The 22,652-nt window shown below is 41.5% G+C and carries 18 protein-coding genes and 1 pseudogene; 10 read left to right on the plus strand and 9 right to left on the minus strand.

The window, feature by feature from the left end; all coding sequences use genetic code 11:
• Positions 1 to 86: 86 nt before the first annotated feature.
• The 6 genes from ACFE90_RS19995 (at position 87) to ACFE90_RS20020 (ending at position 8,245) form a co-directional block, all read left to right on the plus strand.
• Positions 87 to 1,589 (plus strand): NarK family nitrate/nitrite MFS transporter, encoded by a 1,503-nt coding sequence (locus tag ACFE90_RS19995; RefSeq protein WP_375503584.1) that lies wholly within the window; start codon positions 87 to 89, stop codon positions 1,587 to 1,589.
• Between the two features lie 330 nt (positions 1,590 to 1,919).
• On the plus strand, positions 1,920 to 4,115 hold the full coding sequence (locus ACFE90_RS20000) for a molybdopterin oxidoreductase family protein (RefSeq protein ID WP_375503559.1): 2,196 nt from the start codon (positions 1,920 to 1,922) through the stop codon (positions 4,113 to 4,115).
• A 285-nt stretch (positions 4,116 to 4,400) separates the two neighbouring features.
• Positions 4,401 to 4,853: a phosphate-starvation-inducible PsiE family protein gene (locus tag ACFE90_RS20005; RefSeq protein WP_375503586.1), complete on the plus strand. Its 453-nt coding sequence runs from the start codon at positions 4,401 to 4,403 to the stop codon at positions 4,851 to 4,853.
• A gap of 253 nt (positions 4,854 to 5,106) precedes the next feature.
• Positions 5,107 to 5,559, plus strand: coding sequence for a nitrate reductase associated protein (locus ACFE90_RS20010; RefSeq protein ID WP_375503561.1), 453 nt, complete (start codon positions 5,107 to 5,109; stop codon positions 5,557 to 5,559).
• A gap of 190 nt (positions 5,560 to 5,749) precedes the next feature.
• A complete protein-coding gene (locus ACFE90_RS20015) occupies positions 5,750 to 6,352 on the plus strand; it encodes a DJ-1/PfpI family protein (RefSeq protein ID WP_375503563.1) in 603 nt (200 codons plus the stop codon).
• Between the two features lie 510 nt (positions 6,353 to 6,862).
• The gene (locus ACFE90_RS20020) at positions 6,863 to 8,245 is read left to right on the plus strand and encodes a PrsW family glutamic-type intramembrane protease (RefSeq protein ID WP_375503565.1); all 1,383 of its coding nucleotides are present in this window, start codon (positions 6,863 to 6,865) and stop codon (positions 8,243 to 8,245) included.
• A 225-nt stretch (positions 8,246 to 8,470) separates the two neighbouring features.
• Here the strand turns inward: ACFE90_RS20020 and ACFE90_RS20025 are convergent, their stop codons facing one another.
• From ACFE90_RS20025 to ACFE90_RS20040, 4 genes are all read right to left on the minus strand, one after another.
• Positions 8,471 to 9,118 (minus strand): hypothetical protein, encoded by a 648-nt coding sequence (locus ACFE90_RS20025; protein WP_375503567.1) that lies wholly within the window; start codon positions 9,116 to 9,118, stop codon positions 8,471 to 8,473.
• Between the two features lie 148 nt (positions 9,119 to 9,266).
• Positions 9,267 to 10,847 (minus strand): CHAT domain-containing protein, encoded by a 1,581-nt coding sequence (locus ACFE90_RS20030; RefSeq protein WP_375503569.1) that lies wholly within the window; start codon positions 10,845 to 10,847, stop codon positions 9,267 to 9,269.
• A gap of 145 nt (positions 10,848 to 10,992) precedes the next feature.
• The gene (locus ACFE90_RS20035) at positions 10,993 to 13,269 is read right to left on the minus strand and encodes a protein phosphatase 2C domain-containing protein (RefSeq protein WP_375503571.1); all 2,277 of its coding nucleotides are present in this window, start codon (positions 13,267 to 13,269) and stop codon (positions 10,993 to 10,995) included.
• A 591-nt stretch (positions 13,270 to 13,860) separates the two neighbouring features.
• Positions 13,861 to 14,220, minus strand: coding sequence for an NAD(P)H-quinone oxidoreductase subunit M (locus tag ACFE90_RS20040; RefSeq protein WP_100900765.1), 360 nt, complete (start codon positions 14,218 to 14,220; stop codon positions 13,861 to 13,863).
• 874 nt (positions 14,221 to 15,094) lie between these two features.
• On the opposite strand from ACFE90_RS20040, the gene ACFE90_RS20045 reads away from it, so the two are divergent.
• A complete protein-coding gene (locus ACFE90_RS20045; RefSeq protein WP_118166493.1) occupies positions 15,095 to 15,379 on the plus strand; it encodes an Npun_R1517 family heterocyst differentiation transcriptional regulator in 285 nt (94 codons plus the stop codon).
• A 542-nt stretch (positions 15,380 to 15,921) separates the two neighbouring features.
• On the opposite strand, the gene ACFE90_RS20050 is transcribed toward ACFE90_RS20045, so the two are convergent.
• A complete protein-coding gene (locus tag ACFE90_RS20050) occupies positions 15,922 to 16,617 on the minus strand; it encodes a response regulator transcription factor (RefSeq protein WP_118166491.1) in 696 nt (231 codons plus the stop codon).
• A 733-nt stretch (positions 16,618 to 17,350) separates the two neighbouring features.
• On the opposite strand from ACFE90_RS20050, the gene ACFE90_RS20055 reads away from it, so the two are divergent.
• The 3 genes from ACFE90_RS20055 (at position 17,351) to ACFE90_RS20065 (ending at position 19,505) form a co-directional block, all read left to right on the plus strand.
• Positions 17,351 to 18,271, plus strand: a complete 921-nt coding sequence (locus ACFE90_RS20055) for a histone deacetylase family protein (RefSeq protein WP_375503574.1) — start codon at positions 17,351 to 17,353, stop codon at positions 18,269 to 18,271.
• A gap of 469 nt (positions 18,272 to 18,740) precedes the next feature.
• On the plus strand, positions 18,741 to 18,878 hold the full coding sequence (locus ACFE90_RS20060) for a hypothetical protein (protein ID WP_181374005.1): 138 nt from the start codon (positions 18,741 to 18,743) through the stop codon (positions 18,876 to 18,878).
• Between the two features lie 180 nt (positions 18,879 to 19,058).
• Complete coding sequence (locus ACFE90_RS20065) at positions 19,059 to 19,505, plus strand: tellurite resistance TerB family protein (RefSeq protein WP_375503576.1); 447 nt, start codon at positions 19,059 to 19,061, stop codon at positions 19,503 to 19,505.
• A 68-nt stretch (positions 19,506 to 19,573) separates the two neighbouring features.
• On the opposite strand, the pseudogene ACFE90_RS20070 reads toward ACFE90_RS20065, so the two are convergent.
• The 4 genes and pseudogenes from ACFE90_RS20070 to era all read right to left on the minus strand — a co-directional run.
• Positions 19,574 to 19,912, minus strand: a pseudogene (locus ACFE90_RS20070) (YdeI family protein); the annotation flags it as partial.
• A gap of 138 nt (positions 19,913 to 20,050) precedes the next feature.
• Entirely contained in the window at positions 20,051 to 20,491 is a 441-nt protein-coding gene (locus ACFE90_RS20075; RefSeq protein ID WP_375503578.1) for a GNAT family N-acetyltransferase, read from the minus strand.
• A 102-nt stretch (positions 20,492 to 20,593) separates the two neighbouring features.
• Positions 20,594 to 21,271 carry a response regulator gene (locus ACFE90_RS20080; protein WP_375503580.1) on the minus strand — a complete coding sequence of 226 codons (678 nt, stop codon included), beginning with the start codon at positions 21,269 to 21,271 and terminating at the stop codon, positions 20,594 to 20,596.
• 99 nt (positions 21,272 to 21,370) lie between these two features.
• Positions 21,371 to 22,345: a GTPase Era gene (era, locus tag ACFE90_RS20085; protein ID WP_375503582.1), complete on the minus strand. Its 975-nt coding sequence runs from the start codon at positions 22,343 to 22,345 to the stop codon at positions 21,371 to 21,373.
• Positions 22,346 to 22,652: the final 307 nt, after the last annotated feature.

Below are 22,652 nucleotides of genomic sequence, written 5' to 3' on the forward strand. Positions count from 1 at the left end.
TTCGAGTTCAAAGGCTCAACGTTCGAGATAAAAGGCTCAACTTCCTCTACCTCTTCTCCGTATTTTATTCAATTAGAAAGACTGGAATGCTTAAAAACTTATTTTCATTCAGCGATCGCTACCGCATCTTACATCAGACTTGGTTTGCTTTTTTTCTCACCTTTGTTTGTTGGTTTAATTTTGCACCCTTCGCTACAACCATTGGCAGAGAACTACATCTAGCACCAGAGCAAATCAAAACTTTAGGCATCTGTAACCTTGCTCTCACAATTCCCGCACGGCTAATTATTGGGATGCTTCTGGATCGTTTTGGCCCCAGAATTACCTACTCAATCTTGCTGATGTTTACGGTTATTCCCTGTTTGGCGACGGCGCTAGCGCAAGATTTTAATCAACTAGTCATCAGTCGTTTGCTGATGGGAATTGTCGGATCTGGGTTTGTTGTCGGTATCCGCATGGTGGCGGAATGGTTCCAGCCGAAGGAGATGGGAATTGCCCAAGGCATTTATGGCGGTTGGGGTAACTTTGGGGCTTTTGGCGCAGAGTTTGCCTTGCCGATGATTGCAGTTTCTACTAGCTTTTTCGCTGGTGGTGCTTCTAACTGGCGGTTTGCGCTCGCATTTACAGGAATTATTGCAGCCATTTACGGCGTAATTTATTACAACACTGTCCAAGATACGCCCACAGGTAAAGTCTATAAGAAACCTCAGAAAAATGGAGCTTTAGAAGTAACCAGCATTAAAAGCTTCTGGGCGATGATTGTCTCGAATTTTGGTTTGATTTTCGCTCTAGGTTTATTAGCTTGGCGCTTAGAACAAAAGAACATTCACTTTTTAACTTTGAGCCAAATGTATCTGGCTTGGTTGCTATTAGCAGGATTATTTGCTTACCAAAGTTACAAAGCTTGGCAGGTAAACCGAGAACTTCTAATTGGTAAGAAAACTTACGCTGCATCTGAACGCTTTCAATTTGGTCAAGTAGCTTTACTTGAATTCACTTATATAACTAGCTTTGGCAGCGAATTAGCAGTTGTTTCCATGCTCCCGGCATTCTTTGAAAAAACTTTTGCTTTAGAGCATGTTATAGCTGGGATGATTGCTGCTACCTATCCATTCTTAAATTTGGTTTCTCGTCCTAGTGGTGGCTTAATTTCTGATAAATTTAGCTCCCGTAAATGGACAATGACAATTATCAGTGCAGGTATTGGTGTCGCCTATTTGATTGCACATTTTATTAGTAGTAGCTGGCCGATTCCGCTAGCGATCGCAGTTACAATGTTTGCCGCCTACTTTGCCCAAGCTGGCTGCGGTGCAACTTACAGCATCGTACCCCTAATTAAAAAGGAAGCCACTGGACAAATTGCCGGTAATGTGGGAGCTTACGGTAATTTTGGCGGCGTAGTTTACCTGACAATTTTTAGCTTAAGCGACGCTCCAACACTATTTAGCACAATGGGTATAGCTGCTTTAGTCTGTGCTTTCATGTGCGCCTTCTTCCTGAAAGAACCAAAAGGTTCCTTTGCCGTCGCCTATGAGGGTGAATTACCAGAAACCGCAACTAAAAACTCTATTTTCTTAACTGAAGAATAATCAACTCAAGGATGAAGTAGAAAATTAACTATAGCGCTTCTCTGTTGAGTGTAATACAGACCTAACCCCCAGCCCCTTCCCTGCAAGGGAAGGGAGTAAGATTCAAAGCCTCTCTCCTAAAAGGAGAGAGGTTTGGAGAGAGGTCAAAATGTATTGTATCCAAACGAGAACCGCTATATCAAAATCCATGAAAATCTCTTTTTATTCTCTCTGCGTCTCTGCGGTTCGAGAAATTAAGCTTTCTAGCAATTTTTCCCTAACACACAAATTCCTCAAACTGCCGCTACATCTGAGGTTGCCCAATCAAAATAACAAAATGGTACAACTGCCATGAGTGAATTTACCAAAACCCTTTGTCCTTACTGCGGTGTTGGCTGTGGACTAGAAGTTTCACCTCCAGCCCAACATGGCAAAGTAACTAATCGAGATAGCCAAGGAAATCCAACTTGGCGGGTGCGCGGCGATAAAGCCCATCCATCCAGTCAAGGAATGGTTTGCGTCAAAGGCGCAACGGTCGCAGAATCTTTAGATAAAAATAGATTACATTACCCAATGGTGCGAGACTCTTTAGATCAAGAGTTTCGGCGCGTTAGTTGGGATGAAGCTTTTAATATCATCACGCAGCGCATTCAAACTATTCGCTTCACCCAAGGGCCAGAAGCCTTATGTATGTACGGTTCCGGTCAGTTTCAAACTGAGGATTATTATATAGCCCAGAAACTAATGAAAGGCTGTCTCGGTACTAATAATTTTGATGCTAACTCTCGCTTATGTATGTCTAGTGCGGTGGCTGGTTACATTCAAAGTTTTGGCTCAGATGGCCCGCCCTGCTGTTACGATGACTTGGAGTTAACCGACTGTGCATTTTTGATTGGTACTAATACAGCCGAATGTCACCCCATCGTTTTTAATCGACTGGAAAAATATCACAAAAAGAACCGCAAAGTCAAAATGATTGTGGTTGATCCCCGTCGTACACCAACCGCAGAAGCTGCTGACTTGCATTTAGCAATTCGTCCCGGTACAGATATCGACTTGTTAAACGGCATCGCTCACTTGTTGATGCGCTGGAACTACATTGATACTATGTTCATGGACGACTGCACCAGTAACTTTCCGGCTTATGCTGAAGTTATTCGCCACTATCCGCCAGAAGTGGTGGCTCGTCAATGTGGAATCAGCATTGAAGATTTAGAAACAGCAGCTCGCTACTGGGGTAAATCTGAGCGAGTATTGTCTTTGTGGTCAATGGGTGTAAATCAATCCTCAGAAGGAACGGCTAAGGTAAGAACTATCATTAACCTGCACCTGATGACTGGACAGATTGGCAAACCTGGGGCTGGTCCTTTTTCCCTCACTGGTCAACCGAACGCAATGGGAGGACGGGAAGCCGGAGGTTTAGCGCATTTATTACCGGGTTATCGGACGGTAAAAAATCCTCAACACCGTGCAGAAGTTGAGGAGTTTTGGGGACTTAAGCCAGGACAGATTTCGCCCAATCCCGGTTTGACTGCTTGGGATATGATTACTGGCTTGGAAGATGGCGTTGTAGAATTACTGTGGATTGCGGCTACCAACCCAGCTGTGAGTATGCCAGATTTGGAGCGAACTAAAAAGGCATTATTGCGATCGCCTTTTACTATTTACCAAGACGCATATTATCCTACAGAAACCTCTACTTATGCTCACGTTTTGCTACCAGCCGCCCAGTGGGGTGAAAAAACTGGTGTGATGACAAACTCTGAACGGGTGGTAACTCTGTGTTCAGCATTCCGCCAACCACCAAGAGAAGCTAAAGCAGATTGGGAAATTTTTGCCGAAGTTGGACGTAGATTAGGTTTTGAGAGAGAATTTGCCTTTGCTAACTCTGCTGAAGTTTATGCTGAGTTTGTCAAACTAACTAGCGATCGCCCTTGTGATATGACGGGTATCAATCACGCGCAATTACAGACACAAGGCCCAACTCAATGGCCTCACCCCCAAGAGAGCAGAGGAGCAGGGGGAGAAACCTCTCAAAAGCGATTATATACTGATTTACGCTTCCACACCCCTGACGGACGCGCTCGATTTGGGGCATATTACTCAAAGGGACTGGCAGAACCACCAGACCCAGATTATCCTTTTGTGCTAACTAACGGAAGACTTTACGGACATTGGCATACCCAGACACGCACTGGGCGAATTGAAAAAATTTGTAAAATGCATCCCGAACCGTTTATCGAAATTCATCCCCGTGATGCTGCTCGGTTAGGTATTGTAGATTATCAGTGGGTGGAAGTGCGATCGCGTCGGGGTAAAGCTAAGTTTCCTGCTAAAGTGACAAAAGCGATCGCGCCTGGTACAGTTTTTGTCCCCATGCACTGGGGTTCACTGTGGGCAGACAATGCCGAAGCCAACGCCCTTACCCATCCAGAATCTTGCCCCGATTCGCTGCAACCAGAATTAAAAGCCTGTGCTGTGCAGCTGATACCAATCTCTGTGGAAGTTACAGTTAAAGATTATCAACTCCAGTCCTCACAATCGTAAGCTCCTAAGTGTACCGCTCAAGAGATAATTTATAACCAGCAATAGGTAATTTCGTCAATAATCAATAGTCAATAGTTATTATCATTTTTTATGACTATCTAATTTTTGTTGTTACCAATTACTATATCTAAAGAGGTTAAATCTCTTGTAAGAAGAGGTTTTACTAGCGTCGATTTTAGCTATGGATAAAGAATAAAAAACTTACAAAGCTTTGGCAAGTCCTCTTTTTTAATCCTTTAGATTTATCTATAGGATTTTATTTTATTTGAGAATCGGGTGCAGCAGATGAAAAAGTTAATGAGGCGAATTCTAGAAGCTACCAAAGATGAGAACTTCATGCACATTATCGAAAACATAGAAGTGCTAGTTTCTAAAGCTCTATCTATTTTTATGGTAATAGTGATTTTGGTAGCGATCGGAGATTTAGGAATATTTATTTTTAAAGAGTTATTTTCAGCGCCTTATGCAAAGTTTAACACAACATTATATAAAATTTTTGGGCTATTTTTGAATGTTTTAATTGCTTTAGAAATATTAGAGAATATCACAGCTTATTTACGAAAACACGTTTTTCAAGTTGAATTAGTTATTGTCACATCTTTAATTGCTGTTGCCAGAAAAATTATTATTCTTGACTTAGAAAAAGTCCCAGGTATTGATATAATTGGTTTAGGAATTGCTATTCTCGCCCTCTCAATTAGTTATCTAATAATTCGTCTAAGTAATTCCAAAAATTGACGTTAAAAATAAAAACGTAATCAGCTGTTTACAGGCATAAATGTAGTTAATTATAGGTAAAGATAAAATTTAGCCAATAATATAGTATACTTGATACATAAAATTAGCCTAAACTGTATTTTGAACAAATGATTAATGTGCGATCGCTAGTTAAATATTGTTTTTAATTCATAATTTATGTAACTTAGATATAAAAAGTTATCAATGGTTGAAAACCCTTAATTTTAAATGCTCGAATTTTGAATACTTACTTATGGCAGATTTTTTTGAATTTGAAGCAGACTTTGTTGATTCCCTGCGTTGCATACCCATGCAGGTGCGTTGCAATTTAGATACTTGTGGCATCAAGCTAAAATTATCTGATTGGAATCAAATGACTACAGCACAGCGTCAAGCTTTAGTCGAATTACCTTGCACTACAGAAACGGAAATTCAGTCTTACCGCGAGCATATCCAGCAATTAATTTTACAACGCACGGGCATAGCAGCTACAAAATTGCCTATCGAGCCTCATCCTGCATGGCTAGACTCTGCGACTGTACCACCTAGCCTTCAGGAAAAAGCTCAAGAAATAGGTGTAACCCTGACACAGCAACATTGGGCAGGTTTAACGCCATTACAGCGTTTTGCCTTGATTAAACTCAGCCGCCCAGGACATGAAAACAAAAACTTTAACAGAGCGATCGCAGAATTCCATCTGCTTTAATTAGTCAATAGTAATTAGCAGAATAACTTTGTTAACTTGCCGCCCTTAAATGATACATTACAGCACAGTTAATGCTCTAATGTATCAGAAATTTACGCATAGCTTAACGCTTAATTTAGCTAACTTTAAATTAATATTTACTTAATAAACCATTATTAACTATTCACTAGTAGGTGAGGGTAAGAAAAATATGGCTGCAAAGAAACTTTTGATGCTGGTTGGGGACTACGTAGAAGACTATGAAGTGATGGTTCCTTTCCAGGCGTTGCAAATGGTGGGGCACACAGTCCATGCAGTTTGCCCAGACAAAAAAGCTGGCGACAACGTACGGACGGCAGTTCACGACTTTGAAGGAGATCAGACTTATAGCGAAAAACCCGGTCACAACTTCACTTTAAATGCCACCTTTGCAGAATTAGAAGTTGCAACCTACGATGCCTTAGTGATTCCTGGAGGACGCGCACCAGAATATATCCGCCTGAATCAGCAGGTACTAGAAATCACCCGTCACTTTGCCCAAACGAATAAACCGATTGCTGCCATCTGCCACGGCTTGCAGTTATTGGCGGCTGCTAATGTATTGCAAGGCAAAAGATGTACTGGCTACCCTGCTTGTAGCCCAGATGTCAAGAGTGCTGGAGGGATTTATGTCGATATCCCTGTTGATCAGGCAATAGTTGATGGTAACTTGGTGACAGCACCAGCTTGGCCTGCTCACCCCCATTGGTTGGCAGAATTCCTCACAGTACTTGGAACTAAGATTGAACACCCAGAACTGGCTACAGTTGTTTGAGGCAAGATACCGGAAATCTTTTAGTTCGATCTTCGGGGCAGGTTAAGAGGCGTAAAGCAAGTGGCGTGGAAACCCCAACTCTTGGAGACGCTTTGTGTTGGCAAAAGCCTGTAGCAGAGAAGGTGCTAGCCTTTGCCTTTGTTAGAAGACCGTACTGGCTCACAACAGACCACTGAAAATTATATATTTTTGGAATAGAACAAAATGCAGTAAAAAATACTATTTTTTGATAAATTGCCGTGGGTTTAATTTGCAGTTAGGATGTCTTGAGTACACCACCCATAAAATCTGATTTATCCTTCTAACAAGCCAGTTTTAGGATAAATTTTCAGCAAATGGAATACTTATTTACGTTAGGTAAAACAATTTGAAATTTTGCGTCTATAAATTTAAATTTCTTAGCAGGAAGTGAAGCTATAGTGGATTTAGCAATGCTGCTGTTAATGTGGCTAAGGTTAGTCCTGCTGCCAAATTATGTGAAGAATTAGTTTACAAACGCACTCTAACTCGATGACAGGCAAACACGCAAGACATAATGCATTTCTGCGGCTAGTGTCTGGTAACGGGGCAGCTTTTGGACCAGAATCTCGCTATTCCCTGCCCCCCAGTAAAGAGATGGTAATTGGACGCGACCCCAGCTGCCAAATTGTCTTGGATGCCATGATGTACCGAATGGTATCTCGTCGTCATGCAGTGGTTCGTCCCCTCTCTCTATCGCCAGATAGCAAATTCAGCTGGGTGCTTTGTGATTTAAATAGTGCAAATGGCACTTATTTGAATGGACAACGCTTGTATGAATGTCAGGAATTGCACCCAGGCGATCGCATTTCTCTAGGTGCTGATGGCCCGCAATACGTTTTTGAGTATGAGTATACCTTACTCACCCCAGCCACGACAGTTAACCAAGTTACACCATTACCTTCGGCGACAAATTACCACAGCCACACGCAATTAAAGCAGCCAGATTCTGTTAGCTTCACCCAGCTTTTTCCGATTATTTCCACTGGTAAAGATTTAACCCGTAAAGCTTACCTCGTACCAGGAATCCTGACTGTAATCTTTGTAGTGTTAATGTTTGCTACAGTCGGTCAGCCCCAAGCGAATCAAGTGATTGTAGCTACTTACATCGCCTTTGCTGCCTACTATTTTGTTTACCAACTTTGCGGTAAACAGAAGCCTTGGTGGGTGCTAATGGCTGGGGCATTGGGTACAATGCTGATTTTGCTTAGTCCGTTGTTGGATTTATTTATCTTTGTGTTTCGCACCGTCCTGCCGGGAAACTTACCCTCATCCCAAGAATCTATCACCTTTACAGAGTTGCTGGTGCGGATGTTTTTTGGCGCTGGCTTGATGGAGGAATTACTTAAGGCATTGCCTGTACTAGGGGCGTTTGCCATCGGCAGAATATTGTCTTCACCTTGGCGGGAACGCATAGGTATCTGGGAACCTTTAGATGGTATTCTCCTGGGAACAGCTTCTGCTGTGGGTTTCACTCTCTTGGAAACTCTAGGACAATATGTGCCAGATATTACTCAGAATGTCACGCAACAGGTGGGTATAGGCGCTGCTGGTCAACTGGCGGGTTTGCAACTGCTAATTCCGCGAATTTTAGGCTCCGTAGCCGGACACATGGCTTATAGTGGCTATCTGGGCTATTTTATTGGGTTGGCTGTACTCAAACCCAGTAGAAGTTGGCAAATTCTCTCTATTGGTTATCTTAGTGCTGCTGCGCTCCATGCTTTGTGGAATGCTACAGGATCAATCAATGCCTTGCTGTTGGTAGTTGTTGGGGTGTTATCTTACGCCTTTTTGATGGCAGCAATTCTCAAGGCACGGGCGCTATCACCGACGCGATCGCAAAATTTTGCTACCCGATTTCTTGGCCCGAAATAAGGGATGGGGCAGGGGAAGAACAACCAATGCCCAATTACTTTTGAATATTTATATCTTCAGATAGATGGTCTAATGTTTTAATCAGCTTATTGTGAGGTTACTTTAGGCTCACTACACAAAAATACTAAGAAGTAGTGGATGCTTAAAATGGCAGTACGAGTGTTATCAGCGATAAATCTGCCTGCATCGGAAATTTATGTAGAAAAAAGAGAGAGTTCATTCAAGTTATGCTTCATACTCAGACTTGTTGAGTTCATTGAAAGCATAAGAAGCGATCGCTAAAGTAACTTTTGCTTTCTCTACTTCTGATAAAGCCGTCCACTGGATATTTTGAAGATGATTGAGTGCAGATGCCGCGTTTTGCGATTCGCTGCTTCGCATAGCGTAAGCAAAAGGACGAGCTAGAACTAAGAGATCCTCTGTTCCCCAATTGGGTAGTACTGTCTGAACACACTCAACCAGTTGTTCACCGATTGATTGCTGGGCAGCAAGAATTTCAGCAGCTTTGGTGGCAATGGCGTTGAGCAATGCTTGGGGGACACAGGCGGCAAAAGTACTAGATAATCTTTCTTGAAGATTAAGTACTTGTGCTTGTTGAGGATTGTGATTATTGTCTGACTCCAGAGAGATACCAGACCAAAGTGTGTCTAGATGACTATAAAAATCTTGCGATCGCGTTGTCAGTTCTTCCTCAAGCAAATCTTGCATTCCGAACTGTTCTTCTAATTCGTCAAAATAAGCTTGTGATTCTTCATCACCTGGATTCCAGGGATAGGTAGCATCGTCTGGTTCCAGTAATGCTTCTAATAATTCTATATCTACTTGAGATGGCAAAGAAGAGAAAGTGTCTGAGCCTTTAATTTTATTAGCCATTTTTCATTGCCTCACATATTATTTGGTGGTATTTACAGCTACAATTCCTCAAAATAGATTTCCGCAAAAACAGTTGAATTTTTCTACAGTAAAAACAAATTTTAAAGGTTGATGCTAAAGACTAAAATTTATTTCTGCAATAGCTATGCTATGAGTCTTCAATAATAAACTCCCAGGTTTCAGCTCTAGCACTTCCAAACTTTAACTGCATTCCCGATTTCAATGGGACTTCCTCTCGGAGGATTTGTTGCCAACCATTAGGCCCTAAAAACCAAGTTGTCCCGTAGGTAGAAAAATCTTGCAAGTAATAACTTCGCACCAATGTAGCATCAGTAAGAGTATTGCGGCAGAAAATTTCGGCGTGGCGTTTGGATACAGATGGTTCGGGGATGACAATATCATTGTCTTTCGTGCGACCAATGCGGGTGACTCCATAACGCAGTATCCAGGTTTTACCTTTTGGGGTAAGCGATCGCAACGAAGCAGCCGGAAGTGGGGAGCCGATATCAGGAATGGCTGTATCTGGTAGTTCGGTAATACCTTCATCCAGATTCTTAACGAGTTCGCCATTAAAATCTGGATGAAGGTAGAGAACAGGCAAAGTCCAAGCAGGTTGATTAAATTTATACAGTGTTAACAATTCTTGCCTAGCCTGGGCTACGGCTTCATCAATTGGCTTGTGCGATCGCAAAGCTTCGGTAAAGGCTTGAATAAAACTGTGGCTTTCATGGTCAGCGATTTCATCGCGCATCCCCAAAACCGCAGGCACACCATGACGAATCAACACTTCTGCTAAACTGCTGGCAGGGATAGCTTGATGATTGATAGCAGCTGGTTGTGCGCCCCAACAGGCGTTAAAAACTGCTAATTTCACACCTGTATGGGTCAATACTTGCGCCAATTCTATCCCATTTAGAGGCATATCTGGTCGCAAAAACAGTAATCCCCCGTCTGGGCCTGGCAAACCATGTCCAGCGTAAAAGAAAACATTGTATGCTCTGGTTTCTAATTCTTGAATCAACTCCTGTGGAGTTGGTTGTAGGAGTTGAGTCACTATACAAGGGGCACATCTTTGGGAATTACCACCCACAGACGTATCTGCAAGAGTTTGCTGTAAAATAGCAGCTTCTTGTTCTAGTTGCAGCTTGTCATCATGACCTAAAACCAGCAGAATACTTAAAGCTTGGTCAGTTCGCAAATACGGTAAGGGGTCAACTTCGCTGCTGGTGCGACTAAATAGCAAATCTTGGGAGAGCGACATAGCTGATTGACCAGGTTCACGCTGCATAATTTCCCAAGGGAGAGCAATCAAATCCGGGTCGCGGATTTCTAGCCGAAAGCGCAAACGTGTATGCTGACCCATAGCAATACCGCGACTGCGTTCTAGACTACCAAGAATTTGCCCATCAAATACCCATCGCCATAAATTCATTCCCAAGTTTTGCATCAGACGACTGCTGTAGGGACCAGTGGTTTGACTTGAAGCGGGTGAAATCCAATCTATGGGGAATGGGTTGGACTTTTGAGATGTTGAGTTTGGGGAAATATCTAAGTGACTATGACCAGCAAACAGTTGCTGCCATTCTTGCCAGACGTGATTGAGTTCATCAGGCCATACACAGTCACGTAAAACGTAGCCACTGGGATAGGGAGCTTTGACCACCCAAATGGCGAAGTTGTCAGTGCCAGTGTTACGGAGACGGGCGATCGCCAAATTCAGGGATGGCATGGATTCATTAAAATAAAAACTAAAATAAATAATTTCAAATAAGAATTCTCCAAGGTGAAAACTTTCTACTTTTTTACCTTGTAAGTTTTTACTCTGATGTTACCTGTTATTATTCCAGGTTTCTACCAGTTTATCGATTATTTGACTAAGTTGGACTGCTGTCGTCAGGTGGTTGAGTAACTGGCGGTTGTGTGACAGGTGTACATGGACTTGGTGCATCTTCTGGTAAAACAGAGACACCAAAGCGTTTTAGTTGGGAGAAGTCCAGCAACACTGTTTCCGGCAAAGGTTTTGAATTTGATGGAACTGAGGAAGTCACTGCTGGATTATTAGTGTTAGCTGGAGTTTGTGTGCTTTTATTAGCACAGACTCGCATAGACACTGAAAAATTTCCCGAAGCAGGTTTAGGATTTGGTTTTGTGTTGATAACTTGTAAAAAAGCTCCAGGTGGAAGTGATTGGTTGTTTCCCAAGGTGATTTGATTGTTAGTTTTAATTACCCAGCCAGGGGAAAGGTTGGCTAGCGATCGCTGTATGGATGTTGCTTCGATGGTAGGATTTGAAGTTGGTGTCGGAGTAGATGAAATCAAGGGGACTGATGGCGATCGCAGTCGCAGTTGCTTCACGAACAATCCTAAAGTACCTGCTGCTACCACAAATATTAATGGAACAATCCACTGTAGCGGTAAACTGCGCCTTTTGGCAGGCTCAGTGTCTGGAATCACCTGAGTTTTATAGTTTGGGCTACTTAAAAGTGTTGGATCTGTCGCCCTGGATGAAAAATCGATAGTTTTGGCAGAATAACTCTCTGGAATAAAAGCTTGGATCGTGATTTCCGGCTCCCAGTATTGGACTTGATAATGGACTAAAGCGATGGTGACATTATCGTGTCCATTCTTAGTGTTAGCAATTTCAACTAATCTATCTGCAACATTTGCTATAGGGACTTCCCCAACTAGAATCGGCAAGATTTCTGTTTCCCAGTACTCCTCCACCCGATCAAAATCACTCAAACCATCGGATGTGAGCAGAAAAACAGCATCTTCATCGAGCATAAACCGCCCAGATGTAGGATGCAATGAAGTGCTAGGCCCCATGCCCAAAGCTTGGACGAGAGAGCCAGCAGAACTTTGTTGTACAGCCTCGCGGTAAATGGCATAGCCTAGCCGCACCTCGCGGGAGGCAACATCATCGTCGAGCGTAACTTGATAACAACCGTGGCGGGTAATCCAGTAAGCACGACTATCACCGACGTGGGTAATGTACATTTCATGAGCAACAGGCAATGCCATTACTAAAGTCGTGCCCATCCTCTGACGCCCTTGGCGATTTTCACTGTCATTGCGCTGACTAATTTTGTCATTAGCAATTGCCACTGCCTTTTCTAGGTCATTAAGTAGCAGTGAGGGGTCTATGTGGTCGTAGGGAACTTTTGTTAGTTGCTGTACCTGTTGCTGGATGGTTTCAATGGCTAAATTTGAGGCGACATTGCCACCCTCGTGCCCACCGATGCCATCACAGACAATTGCTAAGGCTGTTGGCTGGGGTGGTTTACTTACCAGAGTTCCACTGGGTGGGCTACAGGCATCTTCATTACGTTGGCGACTTGGCCCAGTGTCGGTTTTGGTGATAATTTTGATTGAGGGTGTTTGCGATCGCCCTAACCCAGCTAGTCCGCGATCTAAAACTCCGATTAATTGATCGGTTGAATTAATCTTTCCCTGAATTAAGGAAAGGCTAACCTCATTAATAAATTCAGTTATGGCTGGTTTAGCACCACTAACCAACTGCTGCCAAAATTGACCTAATTGGGGCAATTCTGGGAATGTTGCTGAATCGAAACGCAATTCTAACAAACGGACTAATGATCCTTCTACCCGTAATACATTTGAGTCAAGCAAGCTAGAGACGACACCTTCACTTGCAAGAGGTTGCCACAGATGAGCTATTTGCCATAACCAATTGAGTTGGCGCATCGATGTTGCATCACGCCAAGCGGTGGTTAACTCGCTGGCCAACTGCACTTGTTGGATTTTGTCATCTACTAATAATGGAGGTTTTTCTAAAAGTAATATTTCCCGATGAGAGGGACCGTCACCGATAAAAAGTACTCCATATACCTGCGGTACATGTAAACGGTAGGGAATCAGTCTCAGGTAAGCTTTTAGAGGCTGTAAATTATCTAACTCAGACGTTAGCGCTAATAAACCAGGTTTCGTATCTAAAAGAAGAAATTTATCAAGGACTAAATAGCGATCGGCTAATATTTCTCCAGGGCTACCCACACTCGGGCCATCTACCACAGCCCAAAGGTAATTTTTGGTTAGGGGCGTGGAACATCGCAGGCAAAACTTGTGGGTCAGGGGGTTGGCAGCCTGACAACTTTCATTTGTACAGTAGAGCGTTGCCGCGTCATTTTCCATAGTTTTCGCACCGGGAAGCGATTGGCAATTTCTTTAACAGCATTATTAGGGACAATCTAGACCGCTCATGTTTCTTAAACTTGACATACCCAGACTTTAGATGATGATTTTAGCTGGCGGATATCAGCAGGTACTAATATTTACTTATCCAAAGAATACGCTCCTAAGTCAACCCTACAGCCTCATCATAGCTTTTATTGCTCTGTGACTCTCCATCGCCAAAGCAACTAACTCCAACCCTGTTACCAAAGCATAACCCAAGCATAACTGCGCTATTTGCTTTTGCTGAATTACCCCATCATCAAGAGGCAAATAATCTTGGTATTTATTTAGTTTATAAGTAGGATAGCAACAATTAACTTTAATTAAGAATTAAGATAAGTGAACTACTAAAAGTAGCTGACTAATGAAGAGGCTTTAAAAATCTGGTAATCTCGTTTCCGGGTTTTTTTGGGCAGGTCGCAAAGCTTCACAGACTAATTTTCCCCCTTCCCGCCACGGGTTGGGGGTTAGGGGGTTAAGTTTTTCGTGGATTCCAGATGGATATCAAAAATCAGAAAGGTTCAGCCAGATCGCTACCAACTCATTAGCTTATTGTTTGTCGTCAATTGCGACTTGGGGGACTCCCATGCTGTAGTTGGTAACGCGAGCAGATAAATTGTAGCTGATTTCGCCAAGTTGTAGGAGCGATCGCAGATAATGTTCTAAGTCTGACCCAACACGGCGCAAGTTATAGTCTGTAAGGTCTGCGCCACTAGATGCTTCTACTAGTTCATCAAATTTTCGATAAACTTTTTGCAGCGCATCTTCATTCCAGTTAAATTCGTTATCTGGGTCAATATCTAACGTTAAGACCTGTTCACTGGGAATAAGTTCGCCATCCCGGTCTATTTCGCCTGCAAAAATGCGGACATGCCGGGTTGTGGACTTGAGCAGCATCGGGTTATCCATAAAAGGGTGTAAGATTTGGGTGGATTACACTGAAATTATTGTAAACGCTATATTCAAGCTTGAATGCTCTCAATTTACAAGCTTTGAACTCAGTTTCAAAAGGGTATATTGAACGGGCATAAGTAAAAATATCACCTGTACTGATTAACTTACTACTTCTGTTAGGAGTTGAAGACACAATTAGTAGCGAGTACTGACAGTAGTCCAATTATTTTTTTGTAAAAATTACTGGTGAGAGTGTTTTTATTTGGCGTATACAAACAAGTCAAAGTGGTGTGCTAATCTTACCTACTGCTAAAATTTTCATACTCATAAAGCCTAAAAGCCAGTAGAGTGAAGCACTCGTCAAGAATAATTTGATCTGTGTACATTTTTTTATGGAGAACAAAAGTTTTTACCTTAATAATTCTGCTCATCAATTTCTTCAAAATTTTCTATTGCAAAAAACGTACATCAAGTAATTTTACTGAATAGGGCTACATCGACCTCTGGCTTTAATAATTTCAAAAAAATTAAGCGATTTTACTTACGTATAAATACCAAAATTAAAGTAACAAGTTAAACTGTTATTGACGTTAACATAAAGTTGATGTAAAAACCTTTAAAAAGACCGGACAACTTCTTACAGAAACTTTATTGTGTAGAATCTTAAAAACTGAATAATAGTTATGGCTTACCATAAGCTATATCTGGCACAGGAACATCAAAATCTAGCTTGAAAATAAAACACAGGAGACTGAAATGGAATACAAAGGTGATTGATGAAGAAAAATTCTTAATTCAAGCACTTTGGATTCAAAGAAGATATAAAGAATTTTGCTGGGCATCTACCTCCTTACCCTCATGACCACCAAGTAAAGGAATCTCAATAGCTATGAACTCCAAAGCATTACCACGCCAGATAAATAATCTCGAAGTAGGTGTTTATGAGTGCGAAATCCATCTCAAATTCCGGTTGATTGAGGAAAAGAGTCTACTGGGCGATCGCGAACAACTGTTACAGGTATTACTTGATGCCTTGACCGAGGGTTCTGACGACTTTCTAGAGACACTGCAAGCGTCCGTTAAAGCGCAGGAAGTGTCCGAGTTTAAAGCCTCACCTCAAATGCGACGCCAATTGATGCGCTTGCGTAATGCTGCTGAAAATCCCCAGCCTTAAAGGTGTAATTTAAGTAGCGAAAAAACATGAATTGGGCATCAAATCAAATGTTGATCATATAGCCCCGTTGCAATAAAAACTAAGCAGTAAGTAGAATTCATAAAATATTGTGATTTCTCCTTTGTGAAAGTCTTATTTAGCAGCACAGAGTCCCAGGAACAGTTTCTCTATTAAAAACTTTGTAGCAAAGGGTACTGGTAGAATCTAAGAGCAAATTCAGCCGGGTGCATTTTACCGAGTTTTTATAAAAACATTGCAGAAACAAGAAAATTCTGTGTCTTTACAGATGGGGAATTGGACAACAGGCGCGAATTCAATGAAAACCTAAAAGGTCAAAGTGAAAATAAATAATCTTACTTTTAGCTTTTTACTTTAGCTAAGTGCCTGATTTGCTGAAATACTTATGTTTGATCTATTACTGGTAATAGGTTATGGTTTAGCAGCCAGTTACCTATTGCCAATTACCCACAAGAAGGGGGCAGGGGGAGCAGAGGAATAACTTAAACCAATGCCCAATGCCCAATTCCCAATTCAAAAACTGTCTATTTAGCAAGACCGTGTTCTAGGGCGAAACGAACTAACTCTGTACGGCTATTGGTGCCAGTTTTACTAAACAAACGGCTGACGTATTTTTCTACATTACGGACGCTGGTTTCTAAGCGACGGGCGATTTCTTTGTTCATCAACCCTTCAGCCACCAAGTTCAAAACACTTTGTTCTCTAGGAGTCAAATCAATTTTGAAAGGGGCTGGAGATTGGGAAATGGCATTTCTTTGAGTTAACAATGCCTTAATTTGGGCAATCTGATTGGCTAGTTCAGCAAGATCAGGGGTTTCAACGTCATCTCCCGTAGTTGCAGCCTTAGCGGCGCGGCGAGCTAGCAAATTTTCGACTATAGCCACTAACTCATCTGGATCGAAGGGTTTGGGTAGATAGGCATCGACACCAGCATGGTACCCTTGGATGCGATCGCCTGTCATACCTTTAGCAGTTAAAAATACTACCGGCAGCGCTTGGAAGCGGGGGTCTTCTCGCAGTTGCTTCAGGAACTGATAGCCATCCACCTGAGGCATCATGACATCAGAAATCACTAAGTCAGGTGTATTCATCTGCATCCATTCCCAACCTTCAAGGGCGTTACTGGCGACTTGAACGCTGAAACCGCTCTCTTGCAAATAGTCTTTCACGGCTTCCCGTATCCCTGGTTCATCATCCACCAGTAACAATTGTGCTGACATTTAAAATTCCCTTAAGTTTACCTTTTTCCAATTTAGCGAAAGTTGAGAGTCATTGAACAAAAGGGATGAAGGAAAAACGAGAGAGCTTGTTAACACGATGGCTGGTAACTACGGTAACGAGGGCAATGACCAATTTTATGAGGTAGTTCACTTCCTCCTCTCCTGCAAAGACCCACTCGCATTCGTCTATCAAGGTTCATGTTGCTTAACTCACATAACTATGAAGCGTAGCTGTGAAGGAAAAAACAAGGGGAAGCAAATCCCACGCCTTCCTTAAGTCTTCAGATCCTATTGAGCAGGGAAGCACCGGGTTAATTGCAAAAGTGAACACGTTGTAAATAAGTATTGCAGAACTTGTTTTCTTGATTTACTAATTTATCTATCAATGATGAGAGAGCAATCAAATTTTTCCATTAATGACCAAAGTACAAAGTTGGAGCAAGCCCAACCTGCTGAGATTTTTATTTTATTAAATACAATTTATCAAAGTTAAAATTATCTCATGTCTCATAACAGTATATTTGCTGGGTTTATTTCTTTAAATGCTTCTTAAAATATATTCACTTTTGATACGAACGTATATTTCGGGAAGCTTCGCAACATTGTGCCTCTGCGGTTAGTTACATAATCCAGCAAACTTAGCTTGACACAGTAACTAGTACTAAAAAAAAACTGTTTGTACCAGTAACGATACAATAGCATTCATTGTCTTGCTGTCAACCTTTTTCGTCCTATGCTGCCAGTCATCTATTCCGACGAATTTTTAGATCACAAGACTGGAAAATACCATCCTGAAAGACCAGAACGTTTAATTGCGATCGCTACTGCCTTAAAAGCAGCTACATTTGCAGATAAAATTGACTGGCGATCGCCTACAGCAGCATCAGAACAGCCATCACTGATGTCTATGTTAGTTAGAGCACATAGCCCAGCCTACATCAAAAAACTTTGGCAAATCGCTTCTAGTGGCGGTGGCCCTTTGGATGGAGATACACCAGTTTCCCCGCGTAGTTATGATGTGGCATTGTTGGCAGTTAGTGCATGGTTGGATGGTGTTGAGGCTGTGTTAAAGTCGGCTAATCCAGCTTTTGTACTAGCACGTCCCCCAGGACATCATGCAGAAAGTGATGCGGGGATGGGCTTTTGCCTATTTTCTAATGCTGCGATCGCAGCATTATTTGCCCTCGAACAACCCGGAATTAACCGTGTCGCCATCCTGGATTGGGATGTACATCACGGTAATGGTACTCAGGCGATCGTTGAAACCCAAGCAAGCATCGCCTACTGTTCCCTACATCAGTATCCCTGCTATCCCGGTACTGGAAGATCCACAGAACGCGGCTTTCATAATAATGTATTAAATTTACCTGTACCCCCTGGTAGTGATATTGCAGTATATCAGCCACTATTTGAAAGACAGGTTGTACCCTTTTTAGCTAACTTTCAGGCGGATTTGCTGATTGTAAGTGCTGGTTATGATGGCAATGCCGCAGATCCTTTGGCAAGTATCAATTTGCAGCCAGAAGACTACGCTTTATTTACTGATTATTGTCTAGGGATAACTCGTAAAATTCTGTTTGGCTTAGAAGGTGGTTATGACTTTGACTCTCTTTCTCAATCAGTTGTAGCGACAATTGAACATTGTTTACTTTAGATACTTTCTTTTTTTTAGGTAAAACCTCGGAATTCGTAATTGAGTGACTTTCGTATATGCACTGAGATCATAATAATCCTATTTTTTTGTGGCTCAGATTCCCGATTTCTCTTATAAACTGGGAATCTTTTTGTGTATTTATTTTAGATTTCAGAACATAGTCGGCAAAAATAGGCAATTTGTGCATACTTCTTGTCATGATTATTTGTGAGTTAGTTGACTAATTTAACAGCTATTTTACGTAAAATTAGGGTGACACAACTTTTGCTCTAAACTCAATCTAAGTAATTTCTTTTACCAAGGCTTTTTAAAATTTATCAAATCTTCAGAAATAAAAAGTTTGAATGTTGTTCTGAAACAGCTAAAGTTTTGTTAAGATGCAATTGCTAGCAGTTTCTCGGCGAAATTTACCTATCGGTGTGTGGAGAAATAAAAAGTACTAGCAGCACAAATTTCAAAAGGTGAAGCAATGACCACCTATATTTTTTTTGATGAAGCCCTACGGATGCTGACCAACGCCTATTTAATATCAGTAGTACTGTTACTAGCAGCTTCTGGTATAGGTTTGGCAGTAATTGAAACAATAGAAAAGGCAGGAGAACGCTAAGTAGTTTATAAATGGCAGTGTGGTTATTGCCAAAAACCATTGCGTGCAAGTGTTCGCCATGAACAAATCTTGGGAATACTAAAGCATGAAAGTCTCATAGCGTTGCAGTCTTGCCTGTAAATCTACCAAACACACAGGTAACTGTAGCGCTATTGAGGCTCTAACCAAGGAGTTACTACAATGGGTCTATTCGACGCTGTGTTGGGTACAGAAAGCCAAACCCAAACAGCACTCAATCCAGCAGAGGCTTTTGCTGTCATTGTTTTGGCAGCAACAGCGTCAGACGGTTATCTTTCTGTCGAGCAGGCAAATTCTATCACTTTTGTGCTGTCTCGGATGAAACTTTTTAAAAGTTATCCCCATGAGATGATGAACAAGTTGTTTGAAAAAATCTTGGGCATTCTCGAAGGGGATGGCTTTAATAGTTTATTTAATGCAGCCAAAGATTCTCTATCTCAAGACTTGCGGGAAGCAGCCTTTGCAGTAGCCACCGATCTAGTTCTAGCTGAAGGTATCGTAGCTGAAGAAGAAAAAAATTTCTTAAATGATTTATATCAAGCTTTAGGTGTTTCTAGTGAGATAGCAATACAAATTGTACAAGTAATCTTAATTAAAAACCGTGCATAAGGCGATAAAACCTTGGTTATATTATAAAGAAAGCGTGTCAAAGAAGCTTAACTCCTTTGGCACTATTTTTTGATAGCATCTAACGTCTTCCATGAGCCATCTTGTTTTGCAGCTTCAATTTTTTCTAGACCCACTGTAGCCATCAAGCCTTGTTCTATAAGTTCTTCAATATATTGTTTATTTAATTTTGACCACACGCTTTTCGGTTTTCGAGGCGTAAATATTTGCATATAACGTTCTTCGTCCAAAGATTTGACTTTACTATCAATCCAACCAAAGCATAAGGCTTCTTTTACCGCTTCGTTATGTCGAACACTTGGTTTACCACTTTTTACTTTGTAGTAAATGAGCCACACACCAAGAGAGGTGCGATTATTTTGATTTAACCATCTCCGCCATTCTTCACGGCTTGTGGGGCAAAAAGTGGGGAATTCATTATTAAGTTTGGATGCACCAGTAGTCCTATTCTTGCTGAGGTTTGTTTCTGTATTTTGCTGCATTTGTTTTATGTTCAATACGTAATTGATGCAAAGCTTTCATCTCCTCTAAAATCGTTTTGCCATCAAAATCAGATGCTGGCTTCTTTGATAGCCATGCTTGATGTAAAAAGCCTCTGCTTGTCCATCCTTTTTAGTCAAAAGATAAACATAGGTAACTTTCATCGCGGTTAGAGTATATATTAACTGGTTAAGTAGCTTTGTCCCAATTCCTTGACTTTGCTTATGAGGTCGGACACAGATTTCTTCTAGATAAAAGCTTTTACTTTTTTGCCCTTGCTTACAATAACCTGCCACGAATCCTAAAAGTTCATCCTGTTTGAATACAAATCCAACAAAACCTGGTGTATTCAGAATTTCAAACAACCTTGCTTTTGCAGTCTCGAAAGTCCATTCCTCGTTCCAAGGTTCACCATTGAAAACTTCAATATATAAATGAGCGCACTTATCAAGATATTCAGTAGTAAAGGTTTGAATTTCTTCTGGCATCAAAAAATCAGAGTTTAGTTAATTATGAAATTAAAGTACCAGCATCACAGATAAAGATTACCAGATCAGGTATTCATCTACAGCACTCACAGATTGTAGCAATCAAACCAACCCAGAACGCAGTGCCACAACTGCTGCTTGCACGCGATCGTCTACTGCTAATTTATTCATAATCCCTCGGACGTGAGTTTTAATGGTGTTGGGACTGAGATAGAGTTTTTCGGCAATCTCCGGGTTACTCAAGCCGTCTACCATAAGTTTCAACACTTCTAACTCGCGCCCAGATAAGTTGGCTGTGTTGGTGGTGGGTGAGGGCGGTTTGAGATTATCAATTACTCGCCGTGCAATTTGGGGATCGAGATAGGCTGCACCATCAACTGCGGCTGCGATCGCACTTAACAATCGTTCCACACTTGCACCTTTGATGCAATACGCATCTGCACCGCTAGATAGTGCTGCAATAATTTCTGTCTCCGTTTGATGAGATGTTAGCATCACCACATGAGTTGCTGGCAGCGCCGCCTTAATTTGCTGTGTTGCGGCAATGCCATCCAATCGCGGCAATCCAATATCCATAACCACCAAATCAGGTTTCAGTTGCAGTGCGGCTTGGACTCCCAAATAACCATCTTCAGCTTGTCCAACAATCTCCAACTGAGGATGAGCCATTAAGGATTGCTCTAATCCCAGTTGCATCATCGGATCGTCTTCGACAATTAACACGCGCAAGGGCGGAGCATTGATCGGTAAATTTAAGGGATAGCGAGTATCTAAAGACATTTTTATTAATTAAGAGTCATTTGTCATTTGTCCTTTGTCCTTTGTCTCTTGCTTTTTTTGCTTGCCAATGACTAATGACTAATGACAAATGACCAATTATTATTCTTCCACGCGATAGCCTAACTCTGCTAAACTGATCCGCGACTGTCGCCATTTTGGTTGGACTTTCACAAACAATTCTAGGTAAACTTTACCAGAGATTAACTTTTGGATTTGTTCGCGGGCTTCGCTACCAATTGCTTTGAGCATTGCTCCACTTTTGCCAATTAGTATGCCTTTTTGAGAATCGCGCTCGACGTTGATGGTAGCAAGTATACGTGTAATGCTGGGAGTTTCTTCTACTAGGTCAATAGCGATCGCTACTGAATGGGGTACTTCTTCACGAGTCAATAATAAAATTTGTTCTCGAATTAATTCACCCATAATAAAGCGTTCTGGTTGGTCAGTTACCAAATCTGGCGGGTAGTATAACGGCCCAATTTCCAAATGTTCAATTAATAATTCTTGAAGTTGCGGTAATCCTGCACTTGTCTTGGCAGAAAATTTCACGATTTCCCATTCATGAGACTGGGCCATCTGAGCGTAACTATTATCTAAAAACTGAGAATCAGACGGTTGTTGGTCGATTTTGTTCACGCCCAAAATTACTGGTGTTTTGCTATGACTGAGCAATTCGGCAATGTAGCGATCGCCTGCTCCACAAGCTACCGCTCCATCTACCACAAATAACACTACATCTACCGATTCAATGGCAATTTTGGCATTTTGCACCAATACTTCACCCAATTGATGATGGGGCTTATGAATTCCTGGTGTATCTACAAATATTAACTGCGCTTCTGGTGTAGTTAAAATGCCGCGCAAACGGTTACGTGTAGTTTGTGCTACTGGTGATGTAATGGCAATTTTTTGTCCTACTAATTGATTCATCAAAGTAGATTTACCGACATTAGGACGACCAACAATGCCGATAAAACCTGATTTGAATTCAGGAGGAGCCTGGGGAATTGTTACTTCTCCTGAAAAAGAGAAGTTGTAATTTTCAATACTAGTCACCTTTGGCTCCACCCTCATATTTTATAGCTGGGATAACTTGGTTTTTTCTTAGACACAAAACAAGCATAAAAACACCCTAGCATTTTCAGGGATTGCTTTTGCTTAGGTTTAATCTACTACTGGCTCTACACCTATATTTTACAGCTGAGATAACTTTGTTTTGTTTTTAGATACAAAAGAAACATAAAATTACTTTGGCATTGACAAGGAGGATTTTTGCTTAAGTTTAATCTGCTGCTAACTTTGGCTTAAGTTTCATCGACTAATCAATATATGAAACTATCCCACTAATAAAAAAGTATGGTAATCTACTTCTCAACAAGGA

Origin of the sequence: uncultured Nostoc sp., from assembly GCF_964245445.1 — a bacterium.
GTDB lineage: Bacteria > Cyanobacteriota > Cyanobacteriia > Cyanobacteriales > Nostocaceae > Nostoc.

Excerpts from the sequence above, each read along its gene's own strand:
- ACFE90_RS19995 (WP_375503584.1), top strand. The coding sequence starts at position 87 with ATGCTTAAAAACTTATTTTCATTCAGCGATCGCTACCGCATCTTACAT.
- ACFE90_RS20000 (WP_375503559.1), top strand. The coding sequence starts at position 1,920 with ATGAGTGAATTTACCAAAACCCTTTGTCCTTACTGCGGTGTTGGCTGT.
- ACFE90_RS20005 (WP_375503586.1), top strand. The coding sequence starts at position 4,401 with ATGAAAAAGTTAATGAGGCGAATTCTAGAAGCTACCAAAGATGAGAAC.
- ACFE90_RS20010 (WP_375503561.1), top strand. The coding sequence starts at position 5,107 with ATGGCAGATTTTTTTGAATTTGAAGCAGACTTTGTTGATTCCCTGCGT.
- ACFE90_RS20015 (WP_375503563.1), top strand. The coding sequence starts at position 5,750 with ATGGCTGCAAAGAAACTTTTGATGCTGGTTGGGGACTACGTAGAAGAC.
- ACFE90_RS20020 (WP_375503565.1), top strand. The coding sequence starts at position 6,863 with ATGACAGGCAAACACGCAAGACATAATGCATTTCTGCGGCTAGTGTCT.
- ACFE90_RS20025 (WP_375503567.1), bottom strand. The coding sequence starts at position 9,118 with ATGGCTAATAAAATTAAAGGCTCAGACACTTTCTCTTCTTTGCCATCT.
- ACFE90_RS20030 (WP_375503569.1), bottom strand. The coding sequence starts at position 10,847 with ATGCCATCCCTGAATTTGGCGATCGCCCGTCTCCGTAACACTGGCACT.
- ACFE90_RS20035 (WP_375503571.1), bottom strand. The coding sequence starts at position 13,269 with ATGGAAAATGACGCGGCAACGCTCTACTGTACAAATGAAAGTTGTCAG.
- ACFE90_RS20040 (WP_100900765.1), bottom strand. The coding sequence starts at position 14,220 with ATGGATAACCCGATGCTGCTCAAGTCCACAACCCGGCATGTCCGCATT.
- ACFE90_RS20045 (WP_118166493.1), top strand. The coding sequence starts at position 15,095 with ATGAACTCCAAAGCATTACCACGCCAGATAAATAATCTCGAAGTAGGT.
- ACFE90_RS20050 (WP_118166491.1), bottom strand. The coding sequence starts at position 16,617 with ATGTCAGCACAATTGTTACTGGTGGATGATGAACCAGGGATACGGGAA.
- ACFE90_RS20055 (WP_375503574.1), top strand. The coding sequence starts at position 17,351 with ATGCTGCCAGTCATCTATTCCGACGAATTTTTAGATCACAAGACTGGA.
- ACFE90_RS20060 (WP_181374005.1), top strand. The coding sequence starts at position 18,741 with ATGACCACCTATATTTTTTTTGATGAAGCCCTACGGATGCTGACCAAC.
- ACFE90_RS20065 (WP_375503576.1), top strand. The coding sequence starts at position 19,059 with ATGGGTCTATTCGACGCTGTGTTGGGTACAGAAAGCCAAACCCAAACA.
- ACFE90_RS20075 (WP_375503578.1), bottom strand. The coding sequence starts at position 20,491 with ATGCCAGAAGAAATTCAAACCTTTACTACTGAATATCTTGATAAGTGC.
- ACFE90_RS20080 (WP_375503580.1), bottom strand. The coding sequence starts at position 21,271 with ATGTCTTTAGATACTCGCTATCCCTTAAATTTACCGATCAATGCTCCG.
- era (WP_375503582.1), bottom strand. The coding sequence starts at position 22,345 with ATGAGGGTGGAGCCAAAGGTGACTAGTATTGAAAATTACAACTTCTCT.